Consider the following 23286-nt stretch of genomic DNA (forward strand, 5'->3'; position numbering starts at 1 on the left):
TTTGAAGCAAGGGCTACCGCCATCATTTACTTTTACTGGCTTAATTTTTTTAAACTTCCCCTGTTTCAAATGCAATTTACCAACTTGCTGCTATTGTAAGGTGAAAGTCTGGAGGCTTTGACCAGCGTGGGTAACTATTGATCTAATTAAAATGACAAGGTATTAATAAAAGTTAAGTGAATTTTTGTATTTTTAAAAGTACCACCTAAACTAAGATGTTATGTCAAAAACTTCCGAAAAAACTAGCCACTCAACCTCACCTCAAAAAACTACCACAACCAATACATTGGCAAGTACCCCTGGAGCAAAACTCTCTTCTCCCAATGTATCGAGTGCTGATAGAATAATACAAAATTATAACCAAGGCATTGCCAAGCAATCAGGTTTTGCTGCCCCAAATTTGCCCGAAGCGCATTATATTTTGCAAAAATATAACGAAGGCAGAAGCCAACAAATGTTAAAAGCGCCTGGTGCAGTACAAAAATACGGAGGGGTTTTTAGGTGGAACTCACAGGAAGCTACCCAATATAATGATTATGAAATTTATATTTATAAGGGACAGAAAGAAGAGGGAACATTGTATAGGGTGTTTTTAAGGCATAAACAAGCTGGTAATATCAGTATTTCGTTCAAAGAATTTTTGAGCATGAATACCCATATAAAAAACATTAACAATATAGATGAAGGAGCGAAAATACACTTTCCTAAGGGTACCAAGCTTATTTCTCCTAAACAGGTGTTTCAAAGCAAAGCTTTTAAGAAACTATTCCAAGCCCCAGCTTTTAAGCAAGCCTATGTTCAATATCTTGCTGATGTAAAGCGTGACATACAATTAAGTACAATATACGTGACCAATGGGCTTGGAAAAAATCAAAAAGCCGAAGTAGACGGGTTAGGGTTGAACGAAGAAGAGAAAATATGGTTTAGTGAGGGGAGTGACAAAGCGGTTTCTATTACCCATTTGCGTTATATATTGATTCCAGATGATACAAGAGAGGGGATAGCGAGAAAGGTAGGATTGCCTTCAGGATTGTTAGACCTAAGCAATAAATGGAAGACAAGTGGTGAGCATGGGGGAAAGAATGTGTTATCGGCTCACCCTGGCGACAGTGTAAAAGTGCCTTTAAGCACGGCAAAGTTAGAGCACTTTGACTTTGCTAAATGGCGCCAACCTAACAAACATGGAGGTGCATTATTGTCGGATATGCAATTAGCCCCTGACTATATCCACTACTTTGCGGGCAAAGACAAGCAACGCCACGCTGTAAAAATGCCTGTAGTATGGATACATGGGTATAGTTTAAAGGGTAACGACTGGACCAATAAGGCCCACGAGTTTATTTATAAGAACTACGATGCACTCAAGAGCACAGCCAAGGGTAATACCCTAGAAATAGGCATAGGTAACAATAGCACCAAGGCAATTAGTGTATATAAATACCAACACCAAAAACCCAGTGCCAATACTGCCATTACCGCTCATTTTGACTCGTTGGAGAATTATGCAAAACATAAAAAGGAAATACAAGATTATAAAAATGTACTTTCTGACCAAGCACGTGTGCAACAGCAAAAAACAAATGCTAAAAACCTTGGCAATGTCGAAGCAGCTAATATAGGGACATTTTTAGGGGGACTAGGAGCTCTTTTGGAGGGTGAATTGCCTTATGATGGAAGTAAAACTAAATTATTTGTGGGAGTATACGCACCTGTTACTGCTGGAATCTTTTTAGGAATGGATTTGAAAATTGAAGCGCAACGTAGCGGGCCCAAGCCTAAACCTGGAAAACCTGCTAAATCAGGGTCAAACATAAAGCTTACAAGCAAACTTGGGGTTACAATAAAAGGAAACTTTGCTGAGATAGCAGAAGTAGGGCTTACCTTGGGCGGGTATGTAGAAGCTCAAGGAGTGACAGGTAATGATGTGATGACATATTATCAATTAGCAGTTTATAAACGCCTACGAAAAATGGCTAGCAAGTATATGGTTAGTGATTCTTTGTGGGTGAAAATACTTAATGCGAGCCTAGCAATTACTCCTGCTTGGCCTGTTGTAGCTCTTCAAAAGTTACTTGATGATTATGAACTTAATCCGATAGACGCTTTAGGAGTTGCAATGCATGGAGGAATTAACTTTGCTTGGGGCAACAATGCCAATGATTTTAAAGGTGCTGAAAGTTGGGCAAATAAAGTGGCAACCTCTATCAAAGCTAATACTGACTTGGCTAGAAAACAAGAGCCCTATGCTGAAAGTGGCATGTTTGTAAAAGTATTTTTTGGGGTGGATGCTAAAGATGCTAAAACAAAAGTGGGCATGGAACTAGAGGTAATGCATGGATCACGACTTGATAAAGCTAGTATTGAAAAAGATGAGAAAAAGGGAGATAAAAACACTAAACAGGATTATTCACGCATAGGTCAATCGGTAACTACTCTGGCTTATAAAGTACCTATTAGTATTCATGCAGTTTCTTTTGAAATAGGGGTAAAGTGTTTATTTGAAGGTAGTAAAGCTAGAGATGCAGACATTACAATAGTTTTTGGGCTTGATGTTTTTAAAATTGATAAATTATCTGGGCTAATACCTGGGGTGATAACAAGTATAATTGCTAATGTAAGTAATGTGTTAAAGAATAATAATAAAACTCCGCTTAATTGGTCTCAAGAACAACTCAAACTAGCAATGCAAACTTCATTGGCTGACCCAGTTTTACGCGAAAAAATGAAGAATCCAGTTACAAGTAAAGGGTTAGGGGCGAGCCATACTTACCAGTTGGCTATAAAGCTGACTCCTATTAAGTGGGGGAAACAAGTAAGAGCTGTTGAGATTATGTTATATGATGCTATCAAGATAACTGCTGATGTAGGGGTAGTCAAGGGTGAATATGAAAGTGCTAACCCATTGATAAAAAAGATTAAAACAAATTGGTAATTCTTTGTTAAATAAACTAGAGTATATGTTTAGAGTATTAATTAGATTAACTATTTTTTGTCTGTTTTCTCTTACTCACTACCATTGCCAAGCTCAACCCAAACAAGCCAACTTATTACCTTTAGACAGTTTGCGTAAGATGAAGTCGATGAGTTTTGAGGAGGCTTTGAAAAAACCAAACAAAGCTTATCGAGTTGGTTTAGATAAAGATGAGTTGGAAAAGATAGGTTTGCTCAAAAATGCTAATGTACAATACATTATAGTAGGAGTTGAGCAAGGGATTACCAAGCTTCCAAAAAATATTGGTAAACTAACAAATCTCCAAGTATTAAAAGTGACTCGGAATAAGCTGAAAACATTACCAAAGTCACTGGGAAAGCTTAAACACCTGAAGGAATTAGATTTATCCAATAATGAGCTTACTAGTCTACCAAATAGTGTGGGGAAATTGCAACACTTGCAAATATTAAAGTTATATAATAATAGACTGGTTGACTTGCCTAGAAGCTTTGGAAGCATGCTTCAGCTTCAACAACTTCATTTGGGTAAAAATCAAATGAAACGTTTTCCTATAAGTGCTCAAAGACTTAAAAAACTGAAAGAAGTAAATTTAATGGCAAATGACTTAAAAAAACTACCTTCTAATTTAGAGAAAATCGCTAGTATTGAAAAGTTAAAGTTAAATGCCAACCCTAATTTAAATCTTCAAGATGCTTGTGAGAGGTTTAGCCAGTTACCCGCTTTAAAGTTCTTAGACCTCAAAAAAACCTCAGCATTGCCAATATCTTTAAAGAGGCTACAAACCCTAGAGATGTTGATAATCACATATCCAACTCAAAACATTAACCAATGCATCACTATTCTAACTCAATTACCTCAGTTAAAATATTTACTTTTAGTAAACTCAAAACCAGTAGATATTCCAACAACTTTTGAAAAATTCAAAAAATTAGAAAGTTTAGCCTTTTTTATGACTATTAAAAATATAGATAGAGGGCTGGTATATTTAAGTAAAATTAAAACCTTAAGACAATTAGGGTTAATGTTTAGTGCTTATAAATCGCTTCCTGCTGAATTAGGGTATCTTACTAGCATAGAGGGATTATTTTTAGGAGGAAATAAACTTGAAAAATTACCAAAAGAAATAGGGCAACTTACGAACCTTAAGATACTTGACTTATCATCCAATGATTCTCTAGAAACTGTACCAACTGAGATGACTCAGTTAATTCAATTAAAAAGGTTAGCAATTAATAATCAGAAGCTCTCAAGTAAAACAAGAAAAATGTTAAAAGAAGGGTTACCCAATACTCAGATAATGGATTTTGATTATAAATCATTTAAACAATTTACAGGGTGGATGAAATGATTAAGTGGTTTCATTTATTGTGCCTGCTTTCTTTTACTCACTACCATTGCCAGTCTCAACAAAAGATACAAGCTAATTTATTGCCTTTAGACAGCTTGCACAGGATGAAATCTATGAGTTTTGAAGAGGCTTTGAAAAACCCCACAAAAGCTTATCGGGTTGGGTTAGATAAAGAAGAGTTGGAAAAAATACATTTACTCAAAAATGCCAATGTGCAATATATAATAGTAGGGGTTAAACAAGGCATTAGCGAAATTCCAAAAAGTATAGGCAAGCTCACAAACCTTCAAGTACTAACACTTACTCGCAACAATTTGAAAGCTTTGCCCAAGTCGATAGGTAGGCTCAAAAACTTGAAAGAGTTGGATTTGTCACACAACAAGCTGATTGGTTTACCACATAGCTTAGGAAAGTTGAAAAGTTTGGAGGTGCTCAAATTGGCTAATAATCAGCTAAGTAGGTTGCCCCAAGGGTTTGGTAAACTTACCAACTTAAAACAGCTCTATTTGGGTAAGAATGAAATTAAATCGTTTTCTTCAGACGTAGCTGGGCTTAAAAACTTACACATGCTGAATTTAGCTATAAATAATTTGACAACCCTCCCCCATCACTTGGAAAAAGTTCCTGTAAGAGATTTAAACTTGGCAGGTAACAGAACCTTGAACTTAAGCGGGTTAAGTAACAAGCTAAAGAACCTGAAAGCATTAAGGCTTAGCCATATCACAGTATTGCCTAGTTCGTTTAAAAAATTATATAGTTTGAAGGTATTAGAAATTATTCAGAGTACAGACATCAACTTAGAGCAAATAACTCCTATACTTACGAGTTTACCTTCTTTGCAAAGTTTGTCTTTGTCAGGGATGCAAAACACGCGTATTCCTGTCACCTTTGGCAACTTTAAGCAACTAGAGAAACTAGGCATTCAACTAAGTTCCATTACAAATTTAGCAAAGGCGTTTTCAATCATAAGTCAATTAAGTAAGCTGAAACAATTTGCCTTGGCTTTTGGTGACTATCCATCATTACCAGCCGAAGTAGGTTTGTTGACTAATATAGAGGAGTTGTATTTGCCTCAGAATAAAACTACTGATTTGCCAGATGACATTGGCAAGTTAGCACAGTTAAAGGTCTTAAGTATTAGTTACAATGAGTTTAAGTTTTTACCAAAAGTAATAACATCACTCACTCAATTAAAGAGGCTAGGTCTTAACACTCATAAATTTTCAAAGGAAGAAAAATTGATGCTGAAAAAGGCGTTACCCAATACGGAAATTCTTGATTATGATTCAGGATTTTGGGCAAAACCAGAAAAGTAGATGACCTTACAGGGTTAATGTTATTATGATAAAACTAGTTTATATTATTTTCTTGTTTTCTTTTACTCACTACCGTTGCCAAGCTCAACCCAAGCAAGCAACCCTATTGCCTTTAGACAGCTTGCGCAAGATGAAATCTATGAGTTTTGAAGAGGTTTTGAAAAACCCCACCCAATCTTTCGGCGAATGTTCCAAAGGCAAGTGGCAAACTTGCTGTTATTGTGAGTTTAAAGTCTGGAGGCTTTGACCAGCGTGGGGGCATTTGGCTTAAGTTTTTTCAACTCAGGTCTTTGAATAGGAGGAAATTGTTAAATTGCTTCAAAATTTAGCAAAGCAATTTACAAACTTGCCGCCATTGCGAGTTTTAAGTCTGGAGACTTTCTCCAGTATGGTTGTACAATAATACAGATATAATCTATTAGATATGGGAGGAGATTGGAAAGAAATGTTTTATGCGGCTCAAGATGGTAACCTGGAGTTGGTACGTTACCATATTCGCACAGGGGTAGACTTAAACTACCGCCATCCTGAATTTTTGACGACGGCTCTGATTGTATGCACCGAAAATGGGCATACAGACATTGCGCAATACTTGCTGGAGCAAGGCGCTGACCCTTATCTGATCGATGGGTTTAGCGGAAAAAACGCTTTTGAAGTGGCAAAAATATACAAACGCAAACCTATAGCCAAGCTCTTGAAAGCCTATGTATAAACTCTAAAATAAATAAACAATAAAAGCAATAGATATTTTGCCCAAAAAACCAAAAAAATAAGGGTTATTTAAGGTATACAAAAGGTTAAAATTGTATACACCAAAAATGTTGGAAAATTTTTGTCACATGTTTTTTTACCATTCACAAAAAAAACTGGAGGACAATTATGTAGTATGTTTTGTTTTTTAATACACTGATAATCAGTATACTAAAAAGTTGGTGTATAGCTTAATGCTGGTGTTTTTATATTTTGAAACACTTACTACAACCTTTTGTATACCTTCTATTTTTGGAATAAACACTCCTGTCCCCCTATATTTGTCCCGTAAATTTTAATGCCTGCAATAATCGTTAAAAGAATTCTGTTGAAAACGCCTTCTATGAGTGCAAGATTGTATTTGCATACACTCTAAAGGTAGTCATCACAGTATTCTATCATATCATTGAATAGTATAAAAATGGAAAAGTTAAATTTAATTGATTCAGCTATGTATCTCAAAAACACCTTAACCAGTAAAGCACGGTTGCTTATACCACATCATAACTTAAATTAAATATCCATCATTGTCTGTTGGGTCATTGTTTATCAAAAGTTCCCCAACAGTACCGAATGCCAGACAATATAGTCATTCAAAATGTCTGCTCTCTGGAGGCTCAATAAATACAGTATCAATTCGAGTTTGTTTTCAGTGTATTTCAAAAACCTGTACTATGTGGTATTTAGCCTATGGCAGAGCACAGTTGCAGCGATTCGTTTTGAAGTAAAATGAACGAGCAAAAAAAACTTGAAGCTGTACCTAATCCCCAGAGTACGGGACTATCAAAGCCTTTAGTGGTATGTCTGGTATTTGATTTTAACAGTAAAATAATGTAAACCAGCAAGAAACGCTGCAAACTCAAGAGGTTAGTGCACCAAACGCCTGATCGTTGGATGCTAAATTTTGTGGGTTAGTAAATGACAAAAAACACAAGACTGCTGCAAGGGCAATACTAACCAATCAAACAGCCAGGGTTTTCTACAACCATCACAAAAAACATGAATGCATTTAAAGTTATCAAAAGAACAAGCAACAAACAACACCGGATTATTTTTCGTGACTTGACCAAGCTCTATGAAGAGGTAATGCTGCTTTCTGAAAATCCTCACCTTACTTACCCGCAGATGTCACAACACCTACGTAGTTTTAACAAAAAAATACACAATATTCGTGAAAAACTAGCCAATGCGCCTACCCTTAGTGCCGGAGGGTCGCTCAAAGTAGCTGCGGCGGCTTTGTATATGTTGTACATGAACATGTTGCCTGAACGCAGGCTAATTGCCGAAGAACAAGGGTTTGAGCATTATAAACAAGAATATGAAGAGTGGATTCAAAAGGCTAAAGAGTATTTAGGGTAGTTGTTGTGAGCAAAATAGCTTGCAGCCCTGACAAGGGCAAGTCCTTGGATAAATGCTATTGGAATTAATAAGTCCACAAGAACAGTGGGCTTATTACCAATGAATATCGGTGCTTTAAGCAACAAGTCCTTAGATACCGATGTATATCGGTGCTTCAAGTTGCCTCCTGTTTAACTGCGTTGAGCTCATCACAGCAAGCCGCTGTAGATTCGGTTCAGAGACAACTAACAAAATCATAGTATACTTATTTTCAGTGGTTTATGAATTTTTTAGTTAAAAGTATTTAGTCGATAGCTGATTCGAGTAAATGTTTACCTTGTTAAATGCTGTAAACCAGTATCTTATATTAAGATTGCTTACTCAATTTATTTTTAAATTCGTAAATAACTGAGAACCAGCAAACAACTTTGACTAAAATCACTGCGGAGTATTGTAATACCCTTAGGTTGACGCCTATGTGATAAGTCGGGGTATACCATACACAATACACAGTATAAATTTATAGTGTTTGATAGTGGGCAAAAGCAGTTGTATGATTTGGTCAATGATCCTTATGAAAAAAACGATTTGACGGAGGGTGGTGTGCTTACTACCGAACAAAGTGCCGTGCTGACCAAGTTGGAAAATAAGACGGGGGAGCTTAGAAAGTAACGCCTTTTGCTTGATATATTTACCCATTGCTTTATTTTTTTAAAGTATATTTGCGGCATGAAAATGCCTTGAGCACTTGTTTAAACTTTACCTTTATGCACTTTAAACAAGCCTTTATTTCACCAAAACTTAAACAAAGCAAAGCAATGGATTTTAAAGATTTTTATGAAAAATACGAAGAGGGACTACTCAAAGAAATAGCCGACGAAGCACTCAAAATATTGACTCAGCCCATACCACAAGAGCTTTTAGATGAGTATGAGTTTTTAAACCTGACGCTCGACTTTATCTCTTATTGGGAGCATTACAAAGAGTTTGATACAATTATTCAGTTACAAGCAGGTATACAACAAAACCCTGAATTGTATACCAATGTAAGGTTTCATATCAACGAAATGCTCATTAGATACTATTGCTTTACAAACAATAAAGCAATGATTGTAAGCGCTCTTAATGCCTATCTACAAGACGAAGATATTAATATAGACTTGTTGATGTCAAGCGTATTGCAAGTTGCCTACTATGGTCATATAGACGTTGTAGATTCATTTATCGAAAATGAATACGACAATCTTGGGGAATCTGACGATGTTGACGTGGAGTCTTTGCAAGACCTGGCGATGTTAAAGTTCAATATAGAGTTGGGCAAAGCAGCGGCCACAGGGTTTGACCAAGAAGCGTTTACCCAAAAAGTAAGTGCTTTTGATTTTAACTTGCCAGAGGGTGTTCCTGGTATCATTGCAAGGGCATTTGACTTGACCATACATGATGACTTGAAAACAAAGGTACTGGGCAAGTATAAAGATACAAAGCGTGACGAAATGATTACACTTAAGGTTGTTTTCATGAAATATATGCTCGACAAGCAATGCCCCTTTGTGCTAAGCGGTACTTTGTGGGAGTATTTTGCCGATTACTGGCTCAACAAGGAAGCAAGCTCTTGGTTGGGTCACTTTACCCTCAAAGAACGCAGCTTTCAAACGTTTTTAGAAAGCCTCAACGTATTTATGCCACGCAAGGCGAGCTCCGATTCGTTGGTGCTATGGGGTGGTAGGTATATAGTAGAGTTTGTGGAGGCTCTCAGACTTCAGCAGCCCGACTACTATGCACCACAAAAAAAGATGTTAACTAAGCTAAAAGCACAGTTTAAAAAAGATTATCAAGCCGATTTATGGGAGTTTAGTTTTGTGCATCGGTGGTTGCCTGTAAGCGATCTGTTGAGCGAGGAGCACGACGCTGAGAAGGAGTTGTTTTTGGCAAGTTATAATGAAGAACCCGAGGAGTTTACCCCTGGGGATTTTCAAGACCAAAGACAAATGATTGGTAATTTTATGGGGGCTTTGAACGAACTAATGGAAGGGGAGGACAGCGAGGACCTTTTTGACGATGAATATGACGAAGATGAAGCGTTTTTTGAAGATCCTTTTGGAGTAGAAGCAAACCCTGACAACAGACATTCAGGCAGACCTTTGCCACCCATTCAAAAGAAGCAAACCTTTCGTCGCAACGACAAGGTAACTGCTAAATACCCCGATGGAACTGTAAAGAAAAACGTTAAGTTTAAAACAGTACAAGCCGATTTTGAGAAAGGCTTGTGCGAGATTGAGGCGTAGTGAATGGCTGTGTGAACCGCTGAACAAAGTGTGAGGTTTTCTCTCTGGTTCAGCGGTTAAGTGTTATTGTATAATGTCTAACATCGTTTTACACTTCATCTCGGTTTCGTGCCATTCGCGCATAGGTATTGAGTCTTCGGTAATGCCAGCCCCAGCGTATAGTATTGCCTGGTTGCCCAATAGCTGCATACAACGCAAGTTGACAAAGATATGGGTTGCCTGGGTGATGTTTACCGGACCTATAAACCCGCTGTAAAATGCCCGGTCATAATGCTCATGTTGAAGAATAAACTCTTGTGACGTTTCTTTGGGCATTCCACAAACTGCCGAAGTAGGGTGTAGCAAGTCCAGCATGACCGTGCCCAGTTCGGCAAAGTTTACTGCTTGCATATCTACTTTAAAACGGGTACATAAATGTACCAGATTGCCTGCAATTACCGTTTTGGGTCCTACCTCTTCAAACTCACGCAAGCGTATTTTCTTAAAACAATTGATAATATATCGGCTAACCATTGCCTGCTCTTCTATTTCTTTTTGCATCCAGGCGGTGTGGCTTAGTGGCAGCTCATGGTTGTGGGCCTGGGTGCCTGCCAATGCTATAGTTCTAAACTGTTGTTGATCGTCGGTACTAATGAGGGTTTCAGGAGTAGCCCCCATCCAAAGTCCTATTTCTGGAACATACACCAGGTACACCAAGGCATTGGCGTAACGTTGGCATAGTTTCATAAAAGTTTGTACATGGTCAAAGTTGGCAGGCAAGTCTACCGATTTGGCGCGCGAGAGCACCACTTTCTTAAACAAACCAGCTTTGATTGCCTCTACTCCACGGTGTACCAATTGACTGTAGTCGGTTTCTGAAGCAATGTGCAAACGGTTTGGAGTAGGTGTTTTGGGGTGTACAGGTGAGGCAGGGGCAGCCTCTAGTGTTGCTTCAAATGCCTGTAAAAAACGTTGTTGACTTTGGTGCCATTGATTGTCAAGGGCGTGGGGTGGGGTGAGGTATTGAATGGTGTCTAGCTTGGTAGAATAGTGTACATCGGCATTGAGAAAATAGGTTTGTTTGAGGTGGGGGTTCAGAAAGCGACTAAAGGCAAACCCTGGGCGGCTCTCTTCCAGGTCAAGCTTCATTTGCTGGGCTTGTCCGCTCAGGTCTACCACCACGTTTTGAGTGTCTTGGTTGGGTAACCTCCAGATGGCTATGGGTAAGTTATTTTTTAAAGCTGCCTGAAAAAAGCCTTGAAATAAATTTAAGCGGGGCGTTGTTTGTAGTGTTTGTTCTAAAGCCTTCCTTCTCATAAGTAAATCTTTCTTTTGTAAAAAAATCACGTTATTTAATTTCTCTGATCGCCATCGTGATTCTACTGGTACACACCAGTTTTTCGTCTTCGTTGCGAATGTTTATTTGCCACACATGGGTACTTCTGCCAATGTGCAATGGGGTAGCTTTGCCGTATACATACCCGTTTTTTACTCCCCGTATATGATTGGCGTTAATTTCCAGGCCTACACAAAAATATTTTTTGGTATCTACGGAAAGGGTAGCGGCTATGCTGCCCAAGGTTTCGGCGAGTACTACCGAAGCGCCTCCATGAAGCAATCCCATCGGTTGGTGAGTACGTTGATCTACCGGCATTTTGCCACATAAATAGTCGGTACCTACTTCTGTAATTTCAATGCCTACATGTCCTACCATGCAGTTTTTCCCACCTTGGTTTAATATTTCGGGAGTAACATCAGTATTTAGCATAAAAAATTGTATTCTTGTAAAGTGAGCAATTGCCTCCAATGGGTAGGTAGTCAGACAAAACAGGCTTTAATTTAGCAAATAATTGAGCGTCACTATTTTGGCTTGTCCTGTACATCTATTAATTTGAAACCTACTTTCAAACAAAACGAAAAAACTGAATGTTTTAAGAATGGGTAAAAAATAACCGTTCATTAAAACAGCGATAAAATTAGACAATTTTGAAAACAAAAAAAATATACCTTATAAGACACGGACAAACTGAGTATAATTTACAGGGAATAGTACAAGGCAGCGGGGTAGATTCTGACTTGAACGCCACCGGACAACGCCAGGCAGCCCTGTTTTTTGATATGTACAAATCAGTGAAGTTTGATAAAATTTATACTTCTAAACTTAAGCGTAGCATTCAATCTGTTCAGCGTTTTATCGACGCGGGCATTCCGGTAGAACACTACTCAGGGTTGAACGAGATCAATTGGGGAAGCCGGGAAGGACGTAAAATAAGCGAAGAAGACGATGCGTATTACCACGAGTTGGTCAGGAAATGGGGCGAAGGAGAGGTAGATTTGCCTATAGAAGGAGGGGAGAGCCCCGTGATGTTGCAAGAGCGACAAAAACCCGTATTGGATAAAATATTATCACGCGAAGAGGAAAAAACGGTGTTGATATGTATGCACGGGCGGGCAATGCGGGCTTTTTTGGCATTGATGCTCAACTATCACCTGAAAGACATGGACAAGTTTGAACATACCAATTTGTGTTTGTATGAACTAAACTACACTGGCAATATGTTTACCGTAGATCGTTACTGTGACATTACCCACCTCAAACCCATGGAAGAGCAATAAGCATTGTAAGCCAGTGCATATTCTAAAAAAAACTGTCTCATCATAGATTTAGCCATACCTGCCAGATTTTTACAACCCGGCAGGTGTAACTATTTGAATGATGAGACAGTTTCTTGCTTTTGTATAGGTGATCATGAATTGCTGGAAGAACCGAGCAACTTAGAAGCAAGCGCCAAGCCCTTAAGCATTGGCAATCAGCATATCCACTATTTTGTTTATTTTGTCTTCGTTGTCCAGTGCCGACTCGCTGCCATCAGCCCTTAGGTTAATCAAGTTTTCCTTGCCGGCATTGTCCATACCCGACACTGCGTGCACCAGTTTAGGCTCAATTCGATAGTATTGGTCTGGTTTGCCTACGGCGTCAAAAATCTGTTTGAGTTGATAGTCTACCGTTTGAGAAACCCCCTTCATCATGATATCAATCAAAGGTTTGATCCAGCCAATCGCCCCCCAGTCTTTGGCTTTTTCATATTCGTACGAGTACTTGGTGCTACCTGTACCTATAGATACCATCATCATTTCTGAAGCAGTAGGCTTTATTTTATCCTCCCCAAAATCTAATTTTCGGGTAGCCGCATACGCACAAAGCGTAGGGTTGTTTACATACACCCCGCCATCTATGAGGGCATACTTTACTTCGGCAAAAGACGTCGCATGGTTGGGCTCAAAATAGGTGGGAGCGGCTGAGGTAGAGCGTGCTACATCGCGCATATAAAAGTCATACCCTTTGTTGTCGATAGCTTTATGACGTTTAAAAAAATGAGGATTACTTCGCTCTATGTCATACGATGTAATCAGGCATTCTTTGATCATTTCGCTGAGCTTTGCATTTCCCAGGTATTTTTCGAGGGCTTCTTCCATGGGAGCCGATGGATACTTTTCGTTGGTAATGCCACCAAAGCTGAACATTTTTTTCTTAAAAATATCTCCTCCGTTTTCCAGGTAAAGGTTCACTGCTTGTTCGGCAGTGTATTTGGGGCGTCCGCTTTCGTCGGGGGTGAGGTAAATGGCACACAAAATACCACCAGTACTAGTGCCCGCCATCAGGTCAAAATAATCGGCGAGACGGGCTTCAGGGTTATTGGTTTTCTTTTGTAGTTGTTGTTCAATTGCCACCATTATTTGTCCGGGCAGCACCCCTCTTATTCCCCCTCCATCGATAGACAAAACACGGGTAAGTTTTTTATTAGCCATAATATGCAAAAGGTTTGTTTCAATTCTCCAACACTTTTTTGTGTCCGTTGTTCTGCTCTAGCCAGCGGGTGTATACCCTGAACTTTGTAAGCGGTTGATTGTCAATATAATGTTACATACTTATGCTCACGCAACGGCTTTTAACTGCTTTTTGTAAGTTGCTGAAAATCAGGAGTATATAAAAGTATGATTGCCTATGAACCGAATCTACAGCAGTTTGCTGTGATGAGTTCAACGCAGTTAAACAGGGTATAGCTTGCGACTTGTCGCTTGAAGCTTGCCCTCTGTTGGGGCTATAGACTTCCATCTGCCGATTTTATAAACCATTAAAAATCAATGCATTATAAAATCGGTAAGTTGCTTGTAGAGCAGCCTCAAACTTGAAGCTTGTCGCTAAAAGCACCGATGTGCATCGGCATCTAAGGACTTGAGGCTGTAGAGGCTATCAACTGAATGCTGCGGACTACTGTTGTTTACAACAAGCTAATATTATGTATTTTCTGATAGCAATACAAACCTTCCCTCGAAAATTATTCAACAAAACCTGGCAGTTCTTCCCAAAACTTTTTGGGCTGGTACTCTAACTGGTCCTTCACTATAGTCAATGGCGAACCTATGTTGTTATGATACAAGCCACCGGTACCCAAACCATGCACTGTTCCTTCGTCGTATTCGGCGGTAAACTGAGCAATGGCATTCAGCCCAATGTTAGACTCTAGCGCCGAAGTAATCCACCAACCAATTTTTCTGCGTTTGGCAAGGTCAATCCATTCTTTGGTGGCAATAAAACCACCCAATAAGGTAGGCTTGAGTATAATGTAAGGCGGTTGGATCACCTCCAACAGTTTTTCTTTTTCGTTGATAGACAGTTTTCCAATCAACTCCTCGTCTAAGGCAATAGGAATGGGGCTTTCCTGGCAAAGTTTACGCATACTTGCCAATTGATTGGGGCGAATGGGTTGTTCTATAGAGTGCAAGTCAAACTGACTCAGCTTTTCCAGCTTTTTTAAGGCATCTTTAGGGCTAAAAGCGCCATTGGCATCTACCCTAAGGGTGACCTGATCGGCAGTAAAACGTTCTCTGATGTTGGCAAGCAGGGCACACTCCTGGTCAAAATCTATGGCTCCTATTTTCATTTTTATACAACCAAAACCCTGTCCCAGCTTTTGGGCTATTTGTTGTTGCATAAACCCAGGTTCTCCCATCCATATCAATCCGTTGATGGGCAGCAACTGTTTGCCTTGGTAAAACCTGTTTTGGTAAATTTGTTTCACTCCTCCGTTTTTCCAATCCAGAAAAGCCATCTCAATACCAAACCGAATGGCAGGAAACCCTGCGGGTACCAGGTTAGATATTTCGTTAATTTCATAACGGGCGGGCTGATCTATGGCCAGGTCTTCTATATTTTCAATAATTTGACTAAGTTGCTCCTCAAAGTCTGGGCGATAGTCTATGCTCAAACCCTTAAGGGGGGCTGCTTCGCCTATGCCAGCCCTGTCAGGCGAGCTACTGTCCCACATTTTGATATAGTATACCGGGTGTTCGGTGAGCGCCCCGCGTGAAGTTCCGGCTTCAAACTTAAATTGTAACGTATGTTTCTGATAACTGAGCTTTAGCATACAGCAGCATGTTTATTGGCAAAGAGGCAACCAAAAAATGTATCTTATCCTGCCGTTGTCGTGGGTTTGTAAAAACACGCGCACCAGCAGTGATGGCCTACAAAAAATGGTTTCCCTTTCTATTGTAAATGATTCAAAACATTCAAGCAAACAATTTTCCACAATCATTTTTAACCTTAATTTTTGTAAAAAAAAATGCATCCTTTATTTGCCCACATTTCTCAAGAAGTAGCCATCACCCCTGACGACTTCAATCAAACACTGCATTACTTTGACCATATTCATTGCAAAAAAAAACAACTCATGATTAGGGCAGGCGAGTCGGTGTCACGCCAGTATTTTGTGATCAAGGGGTGTTTGCGTTCTTTTCTGATAGACGACCACGACCGGGAGTACACGGTGCAGTTTGGCATAGAAAACTGGTGGATGAGTGATTTTACGGCTTATTTTACCGGAGCAAAATCTATCTTGTATCTAGAGTGTATAGAAAACTGTGAGCTGTTGGCGATCAGTAAAAGTTCCATGGATAAGTTGTATACTTATGTGCCTACATTAGAGCATTTTTTCAGGCAAAAACTAGAGCGGGCCTTTGTTTCCTTTCAAAAAAGAATTATATCAAATTTGCATAAATCTGCCGAAGAGCGTTATTATGATTTCCTTGCCCAATACCCTGACATAGAACAGCGAGTGCGCAACTACCAGATTGCGTCTTATTTGGGGATCACCCCCGAAAGTTTGAGTCGTATCAGGACAGGCAGGACCCAAAAAGGGTAGGTTTTTACAAGGCGTCAAGCACCGGGCAATTGTAGTTTTATACGATGCCAGCTCAAGCTTACACCTCAGCCCCACGCCTCAAATACGTATGCTATAGTTTGTGAAAACCAAAATAACTTTTTCTCTTTGCTTTATACTTTCAAAACCCTTATTTTAGCTCCATAAAACACCCCCAACTACTTGTATATCCTTTTCGCAAAACTATGGGAGACAAATATAAACAACGATATGACAATAAGTCTGGCAAACAAAATAATAGCCAGGAAACCATCAGTCCCAAGGAGTTTCAAAGGCGCATTGAGTTTTATAAAAAACGTGCTGAGGAACAACAGCGTGAACGCGAAGAACAGCTCAAACAAGAAAAACTAGCCCAGGAAAACCAAGAAAAAGAGCACAAGGGTAAAGAGGAGCAAAAGCCATTGGGAGGTGATACGTCTACCAGACAAGACACCCCTACCAAAAAGCAAGACTTGCCTTTTCAGGAATTGTCTACCGAAGAACAGTTTATAATATTGGAGGAGCAACGCCGCCAACGCTGGATAGCCGAAGGCAAAATAAGCCCCCCAACAAAAGACAAAAAAGAAGAAACCTCTCCCAAAAAACAACCCAACGAGCAACTCGACACGCTGCAGCAAAAAACAAAAGTGCCTGACACTACAGGTAGCCCGGACAAAGACAAAAAAGAAACTTCTGATACCTTAAGAAGTCACCCGCTAAAGTCTACCAAACAGAAGACAACCAAACAGACAATGAGTGAGTCGGGTACCGAGCTTAAGCAAGGCACGCAGCCCAATACCGACAAGTTGGGCAATACCAAGGGCACCAAAACACCTTCGCCTACCCCAAAAACCGATACTACGGGCAACGCCCCCAAAGAAGAAGTAAAAGAAGTTCCCCAAGAAAAGGAAAAAAAGAAAAAAGACATTCAACTGGACAAAAGCAGTTCAGAAGGTTTTATAAATAGCCTGACCAGCTTGCCCGTGTCAGACCTTGCCGAGGGCTTGAAACAAAAAACTGAGGCAGGTAGTATTTTGAAAGGCGAAAGCGATGATGTAAAGAAAAAAACCGAAGAAAAGCATCGCCAACCTGCCCCCACGGGACTATCGGCGGATGACTCGCAAAAACGAGAAAGCAAACAGAAAAAAGCGGCAAAATTGCAAGAAGTGGGCAAAGTGCGCGGGGTAAATGTAAAAGACAACCCCCAAGGCAAGGCAGTAAAAGAAGGGCATACGACCCAAAAACCTGGAGTACCCGAATCGCAAAGCCCCCTACAAGTGGCAAGGCGCTTTTTCGACAAGCTCTTTAGTTGGTTTGGCTCCGGGTCGGTGCAAGCCACTGTCCAAAAAAGCTTACACCAACTGCCCACCAAAGACAACAGCGTGAACACCAGCCCTGGCACCGTGCCCAAGGTAGACCTGGAGGGCAAAGAAGCGCCCGACCGCCAAAACCAACAACTGCAACAAGAGAAAGATCAAGAAACCGACACCGCCCACCAAAAAGCCCAAAACGAGCCGAACAAAGACTTTGGCGAAAACGACATTTATCCTGAGGATAAAAAAGAAGAGTTGAACCCCAATTTTGAGTTCAGCCCTTCGCCCGAAACCTCGCTGACACAACTCAACCCCGAAGGCATTCCTACCTTATCGAGCGAAGCCGAAGCCCACCTCAACCAAAGCATGCAAGGGCAAATAGGGGGCAAAACCGAGCAAGAAAAAGCCAAAATCACGAAGGCAAAACAAGACAAAGAAACGGGTTTTAAAAAGGCAAACGAAGAGCACGAGCTGAGCGTAGAGAAAAAGATTGAAGAAACCACCGCCGCCCAAACTCAAGCCCAACTAAAAGCCAATGCCGAGGTGGACAGCCAACGCGAGCAATGGAAAAAAGAGAATGACGATATTCTGAAAAACTACGAGGATGAGTCGGGCAAAGAACGCCAAAAAGTAGACAGTCAAGTACAGAAAAAGACCGACGACACCAACGCGGAGGTAAAACAAAAGTACCGCGAAGCACAGCAAAAAGCCGAAGCCCAAAAACGCGCCAAAGAAAAAGAGGCGGAAGCCAAAAAAGCTGAAGCCGACAAAAAAGAACCCAGCTTTTGGGACCGTGCCGTCAATGCAGTCAAAGGCTTTTTTGAGGGTTTGAAAAAAGCCATCAATTTTATATTTGACCAATTGCGCAAGGCAGTGAAGGCAATCATTGAAGGGGTGAAAAAGCTTGCCAATGGTCTGATAGAGCTCGCCCGCAAGGCCATAGTGGGCATGATCAAGGCGTTTGGCGAAGCACTGAAGGCACTGGTGACTGTAGCCTTGGCGGCTTTCCCGAAGCTTGCCAAACGGATAAACGCCCTGATAGACAAGGCGGTAAACTTGGCGGTGAAAGCCGTAAACACCCTTGCCGAGGGCTTGAAAAAGGCAGTAAACGCCCTGCTCGATGTGCTGGGCAAGGCACTGGACGCGGTGCTGGCGCTTTACCAAAAAATGTATAACTTGGTGCTGGATGCGTTGGAGTTTATTGCGGTAGGAATCATAGAAATTATGCGCGGCATTGCCAACCTTATTTCAGCCGCCCGCCGTTCGCCCGATTATTTCTGGGGGCAAATGTCAGAAGAATTGTTGGGGGCGGACATCACGAAACCTTTGCCGGGCGAAGTAGTAGTGAAAGATACCAAAGACGCGGTGAAGGCAGCCGAAGAACAAGGCAAAATCACCCAGCAAGACACCCAAGTACTCAAAAAAACCAAGCTGGAGGCTAAAGATGTAAAGGTAGACCCGGTGGTACAAAACCCGATACTGAGCCCCGAACTGCAAAAACTGATTGCGGGCTTGCCCGAAGGCAAAGAACTGGAGTTTGGCGAACAGCCCGACCTCGACCAAAAGAAAAATGTAGAAACAATAAAGCAAGAAGCAGCGGGCGTGGCAAGTACCGAAGCCAAGAACGCCCAAGCCACCAACACCAACCAAACAAGCACCACCACTACCGATACCAAACAAACTCAAGGCAGCACCAAAGAAGGACAAATAGGACCTTTTGCCGGACCCATGGAACGTTTGGGCTACCTGACGGGCACGATGAAAAAAGCGGTGAGCGAATGGTGGACCAAAAACAAGGTCACCGTCATTATTGGTTTGGTGGCGGGCATTGCGGGGCTTATTCTCGCCAACATTGCCACAGGAGGCGCTATTATGGCAGCCTTGCCCTTGCTGTTGCAAATAGTGGGGGCAATCTTCACGGGCATTGGCATACTCGACATGGCAAAACACTTTGGTAAATACTTGAGCCAAGCCTTTCCAGATAAAACTATAGCAGGCGGCGCCAAAAGTCTGGCGCGTGGCTTGGCGGCGCTCACGATCGAGCTGATCTTCTCGCTATTGTTTGGCGGCAAGGCATTGCTCAAGAGCGCCAAGAAGGGCATCAAAACTGTAGCGAAGAAAGGAGTAAAAGGAGCGGTGAAAGCAGGCACCAAAGCCGCTCGCAAAAGTGCGGTGAAAGGCATCAAAAACACCGCGCAAAACTTTAAAGATTTGGGCGGCGTGGCACGCGATGGTTGGGGTGCTTTGATGAAAAACGGTAAGATGATTTTCTCTGGGGCAAAACGTGGGGTCATCAGCGGGGCTAAAACCCTGGACGATGTGGCGAAGAGGTTGGCGAAGAAGTTTCGATTTAAGAAGTTTAAGATTGTCATCAAAAAGCGTCGCTTCCAGATTTTAGGAGAGTTTAACCCTTGGGTTTTGTTGGCGGATGGGAAGGTTGTAGAAGTAGATCAGAAAGACTTACCAAGAGGAAAAACAGCCAAACTTGGCGATAGTGTTATTTATAAACCCAAAGGAGCTTCAAAAGGAGAACATGGATATATTATTGGAGAAAAAACCTATGCTGGGGGTAAGGGGAGTAGTTTTGTAGAAGACTTAAGAGACTCGGTAAAACAAGCAGATTTAGACGCAGTCAAAACAGGCAAAAAGCCAAAGTATACTAAAAATAAAAATGTATATGATAAGTTAAAGAAAAAAGGAGCTGGTAAAACTGGTAATGATGCAAGATACAAGTATATCTCTAATAATTCAGGAGTGCCTCGAAACCCTCACTTTAGAGAAAATTATTTTGCTTATTTGAAAAAACAGCATGGTATAGAGTTATCAGATAATGCTGCTCGTTTGTTAAATGTACACCATGTAGCCCCAAACTTTCTGAAAGGTATTGATAAACTTCAAACTTTCTTGAAAAATAAAATGAAGTTTGATATTGATGAACTAAGGAACTCCATTGGATTACCTACAGTTGATGTAAAGGGCTTACGCGAAACAATTAAGGAGTTGGAAGACTTAAGCAAGTTAAGTAAACTTAAAGCAAGCCAAACTGTTAGAAAAGCTGATCTTGACAAGAAGCTTAATGATGCATTAGCTAAAATAAAAGATAAACACAAACTTGACTTAAATCCATCAGAGCTAGATGATGCTTTGAAGGAATTGAAGCGTTATGAAGGCAGGTCTGTGCATGAAGGTTATCACACAGCTTATTCAAAAGCTGTAGAGAAAAACTTAAAACTCTTTGCTCAACGTTATGAAAAAGCCACTTCGGATAAAGTACGTGATATAATAAAAGGTGAATTTGATACTTATATTACTACTTTGAAAACTAAGTTGAGAAACGGAGAAATAGCCTTGCCTTAAAACTAATGACCAACATGAAACAAGAATATTTTGTATTAAATGAAACTTTTGTTGATGATGAAATTTATATTAAAAATGATGGTATGAATGAAACAGAGAGAGAAACAGTAGTTGAAGGAAAAATAATACAGAGACCACAAGATGTGTATGAATTTTATTATGCAAAAAAAACACTTAAAGATTTTGTAACTAGTGAGGTAACAACTCATGTAGTGTCAGAGAAATTCAAAGCAGTACTGGACAAAATAGGAGTAAGTGGAGTGGCTTTCTACCCTGCGAAACTCATGCGAACTCCCAGAAGTAAAAAAAGTTTTGACAACTATTTTATGATGGTAGTAGAATCTGTATCTGCCTTTGATTACAAAAACTCTACATACACTGGTATTGAAGAAGAAAACTACATTGGGACAGTTCAAAAATTAGAAGTTAATGCGTCCAAAATTGAAGGTAAGCATATTATTAGACTTGAGGAATTACTTTTTCCAATCATCATTACCCAAGAGCTTAAAGAAGCTTTGGAGCAAGCCCAAGTTACAGGGACTGAATATATGCCAATAAATAATTTTCACTTTCCAGTTTATTAGATTAATCCCCATAGATTACTTAATCCAAAAGACCTCACTTCATAGTTAAGTGAGGTCTTTTGGATTTTATAAAACTATCAATGACATGGATAAATAATGAAACTTAGTAAAACAAACACAACTATCACTCAGCAAGATATAGATAACTGGGAACAAAAAGAAGGTATTGTACTTGACAAGACATTTCAACGCTTCTTACTAGAGTATAATGGAGGAGTGCCTACCCATCGACAAACTCATGTAGGTGACCTAGATGAAACCATCATTGTAAATAGTTTTTTTAGTTTAGAGCAAATTCAAGAAGAATGTAAAAAATATAAAAATATACTTCCTGAGCACCTATTACCTATAGGTTTTGATGAACTTGGCAATCGTATTTGTATAAGCAAAGAAACCACAAACAATGGAGGAATTTATTACTATGATTTAAGGTGGGACTTAGAAGACGATGAAACTCCTGAAGTTTTCCAATATTTTTTGGCTAATAGTATAAATACTTTTATTAATCAACTCCAAGATGATGTAATTCAAACCACTAATGATGATTTGTTGGAGTTATTTAGCGAGCCATTTAAAAATGAAACTCAAATTATCAGTTTAATAAATAGTGGTTGGGATGTCAATACATTGATAGATGGTGAATATACAGCCATGCAAAGGCTTGTATTGGGTGAAAAAATAAACATCAAAATTGCAGATTTACTCATAGAAAAAGGGACGAACCTTTCTGGTGCTTTAGAACAAGCCACTGTATGGAATAATATGAAGGCAATCAACTACCTCATAAAACATGGGGCTAATGTGAATGAAACCAATGAAGAAAATACACCTTTATTGATAGAAATGGTAAAGTCGATAAATATTCCTGTTATACAACTTTTATTAGAACAAGGAGCTGATAAAGAAGCAACTGATGAAGATGGACAAACTGCAAAATACTGGGCTAAGGTGAAAATAAAACAAGGATATAAAGAAGCAAAGAAAATCCTTACTTTGCTAAAATAAAAATCCTACAGATATAACATTGACTACGAGAGCCTCCTTTTTTTATAAGCGAGGCTTTTTGTTTGCTTTCAAAACTCCTTAGCACGCGATGGCTGGGGTGCTTTAATGAAAAACGGTAAAATGATCTTTAAAGGCGCCAAACGCGGGGTCATCAGCGGGACCAAAACGCTGGACGATGTGGCGAAGAGGTTGGCGAAGAAGTTTAAGATTGCTATTAAAAATAAGCGTTTTAAGCTGTATGGAGAGTTTAATCCTTGGGTTTTGTTGGCGGATGGGACAGTTACATTTGTAGATGATCAAACATTGATGAGAAATAATCCTCATATTACCAACCCTAATAGAAATGTTCTGGGTAAGAATGTTAGAGCAACAAATCAAAAAGGTAAAACTATGGACGGAATTGTGGTAGGAGCCAATGATGACCCTTCTATACTGACTAAATACCTTCAGGATAGATCTACCAGTCAAGGAGGCAGACGTTTTAATAAAGACTTATATAACAATGTAAAGTCAAGCCCTAATGCTAATGGGACTACTCTTAATAATGAGTTTGTAGACTTATTTATGAACAAAAATAGTTCGGTTAGAAATATCACAGCTAGTTATGGAGATGTATTAAGTCAGAATGATCTGGGTCAGATTATAAGAAACACATTGATTAATGCAGGTTCAGGACCAGGACATTTACTGAGAGATTTAGAAAAAATCTTAGCCCATAATCCTCAAGGAATCAATCATATTATCGGTAACCTTAGAACAGCAAGCCGCTCCAATTTTTTAGGGGCAGAGTGGGTACTTAGGTATATTGCTGATGGAGCCAATCCTCAAAGACTTCGTGGATTAACTCAGTTAGAGCTA

Annotated in this window: 17 protein-coding genes; 13 read left to right on the plus strand and 4 right to left on the minus strand. The window is 39.9% G+C overall.

Annotation, left to right across the window (positions count from 1 at the left end):
- Nucleotides 1–220: 220 nt before the first annotated feature.
- The 7 genes from M23134_RS15975 to M23134_RS16005 all read left to right on the plus strand — a co-directional run bounded on the left by M23134_RS15975 (nt 221) and on the right by M23134_RS16005 (nt 9990).
- Nucleotides 221–2932, plus strand: coding sequence for a hypothetical protein (locus M23134_RS15975; protein WP_002697922.1), 2712 nt, complete (start codon nt 221–223; stop codon nt 2930–2932).
- A gap of 25 nt (nt 2933–2957) precedes the next feature.
- On the plus strand, nt 2958–4301 hold the full coding sequence (locus M23134_RS15980; protein ID WP_002697923.1) for a leucine-rich repeat domain-containing protein: 1344 nt from the start codon (nt 2958–2960) through the stop codon (nt 4299–4301).
- A 113-nt stretch (nt 4302–4414) separates the two neighbouring features.
- Entirely contained in the window at nt 4415–5617 is a 1203-nt protein-coding gene (locus M23134_RS15985; protein ID WP_198145033.1) for a leucine-rich repeat domain-containing protein, read from the plus strand.
- Nucleotides 5618–6041: 424 nt separating this feature from the next.
- Nucleotides 6042–6329, plus strand: a complete 288-nt coding sequence (locus M23134_RS15995) for an ankyrin repeat domain-containing protein (RefSeq protein ID WP_002697927.1) — start codon at nt 6042–6044, stop codon at nt 6327–6329.
- Nucleotides 6330–7366: 1037 nt separating this feature from the next.
- On the plus strand, nt 7367–7726 hold the full coding sequence (locus tag M23134_RS16000; protein ID WP_002697928.1) for a hypothetical protein: 360 nt from the start codon (nt 7367–7369) through the stop codon (nt 7724–7726).
- A 504-nt stretch (nt 7727–8230) separates the two neighbouring features.
- Nucleotides 8231–8377, plus strand: a complete 147-nt coding sequence (locus tag M23134_RS41160) for a hypothetical protein (protein ID WP_002697930.1) — start codon at nt 8231–8233, stop codon at nt 8375–8377.
- A 146-nt stretch (nt 8378–8523) separates the two neighbouring features.
- Nucleotides 8524–9990 (plus strand): hypothetical protein, encoded by a 1467-nt coding sequence (locus M23134_RS16005; RefSeq protein WP_157558507.1) that lies wholly within the window; start codon nt 8524–8526, stop codon nt 9988–9990.
- A 63-nt stretch (nt 9991–10053) separates the two neighbouring features.
- Here M23134_RS16005 and M23134_RS16010 read toward each other — a convergent pair whose 3' ends face one another.
- On the minus strand, nt 10054–11286 hold the full coding sequence (locus M23134_RS16010; RefSeq protein WP_045113692.1) for a chorismate-binding protein: 1233 nt from the start codon (nt 11284–11286) through the stop codon (nt 10054–10056).
- 31 nt (nt 11287–11317) lie between these two features.
- A complete protein-coding gene (locus tag M23134_RS16015; protein WP_002697935.1) occupies nt 11318–11737 on the minus strand; it encodes a hotdog fold thioesterase in 420 nt (139 codons plus the stop codon).
- 218 nt (nt 11738–11955) lie between these two features.
- Here M23134_RS16015 and M23134_RS16020 point away from each other — a divergent pair, with 218 nt between their 5' ends.
- The gene (locus M23134_RS16020; RefSeq protein WP_002697937.1) at nt 11956–12585 is read left to right on the plus strand and encodes a histidine phosphatase family protein; all 630 of its coding nucleotides are present in this window, start codon (nt 11956–11958) and stop codon (nt 12583–12585) included.
- Nucleotides 12586–12765: 180 nt separating this feature from the next.
- Here the strand turns inward: M23134_RS16020 and M23134_RS16025 are convergent, their stop codons facing one another.
- On the minus strand, nt 12766–13779 hold the full coding sequence (locus M23134_RS16025; protein WP_002697938.1) for a patatin-like phospholipase family protein: 1014 nt from the start codon (nt 13777–13779) through the stop codon (nt 12766–12768).
- Nucleotides 13780–14309: 530 nt separating this feature from the next.
- Nucleotides 14310–15398: an o-succinylbenzoate synthase gene (locus M23134_RS16030; RefSeq protein WP_002697940.1), complete on the minus strand. Its 1089-nt coding sequence runs from the start codon at nt 15396–15398 to the stop codon at nt 14310–14312.
- 195 nt (nt 15399–15593) lie between these two features.
- On the opposite strand from M23134_RS16030, the gene M23134_RS16035 reads away from it, so the two are divergent.
- The 5 genes from M23134_RS16035 to M23134_RS16055 form a co-directional block, all read left to right on the plus strand.
- Nucleotides 15594–16172 (plus strand): Crp/Fnr family transcriptional regulator, encoded by a 579-nt coding sequence (locus tag M23134_RS16035; RefSeq protein ID WP_002697941.1) that lies wholly within the window; start codon nt 15594–15596, stop codon nt 16170–16172.
- Between the two features lie 203 nt (nt 16173–16375).
- On the plus strand, nt 16376–20839 hold the full coding sequence (locus tag M23134_RS16040) for a hypothetical protein (RefSeq protein WP_002697942.1): 4464 nt from the start codon (nt 16376–16378) through the stop codon (nt 20837–20839).
- 14 nt (nt 20840–20853) lie between these two features.
- Nucleotides 20854–21423, plus strand: a complete 570-nt coding sequence (locus tag M23134_RS16045) for an imm11 family protein (protein ID WP_157558508.1) — start codon at nt 20854–20856, stop codon at nt 21421–21423.
- Nucleotides 21424–21519: 96 nt separating this feature from the next.
- Complete coding sequence (locus M23134_RS16050) at nt 21520–22428, plus strand: SMI1/KNR4 family protein (RefSeq protein WP_002697944.1); 909 nt, start codon at nt 21520–21522, stop codon at nt 22426–22428.
- A 105-nt stretch (nt 22429–22533) separates the two neighbouring features.
- Nucleotides 22534–23286, plus strand: a 753-nt coding sequence (locus tag M23134_RS16055; RefSeq protein ID WP_002697945.1) for a hypothetical protein, incomplete at its 3' end; no start/stop codon positions are given.

It is taken from the genome of Microscilla marina ATCC 23134 (assembly GCF_000169175.1).
GTDB lineage: Bacteria > Bacteroidota > Bacteroidia > Cytophagales > Microscillaceae > Microscilla > Microscilla marina.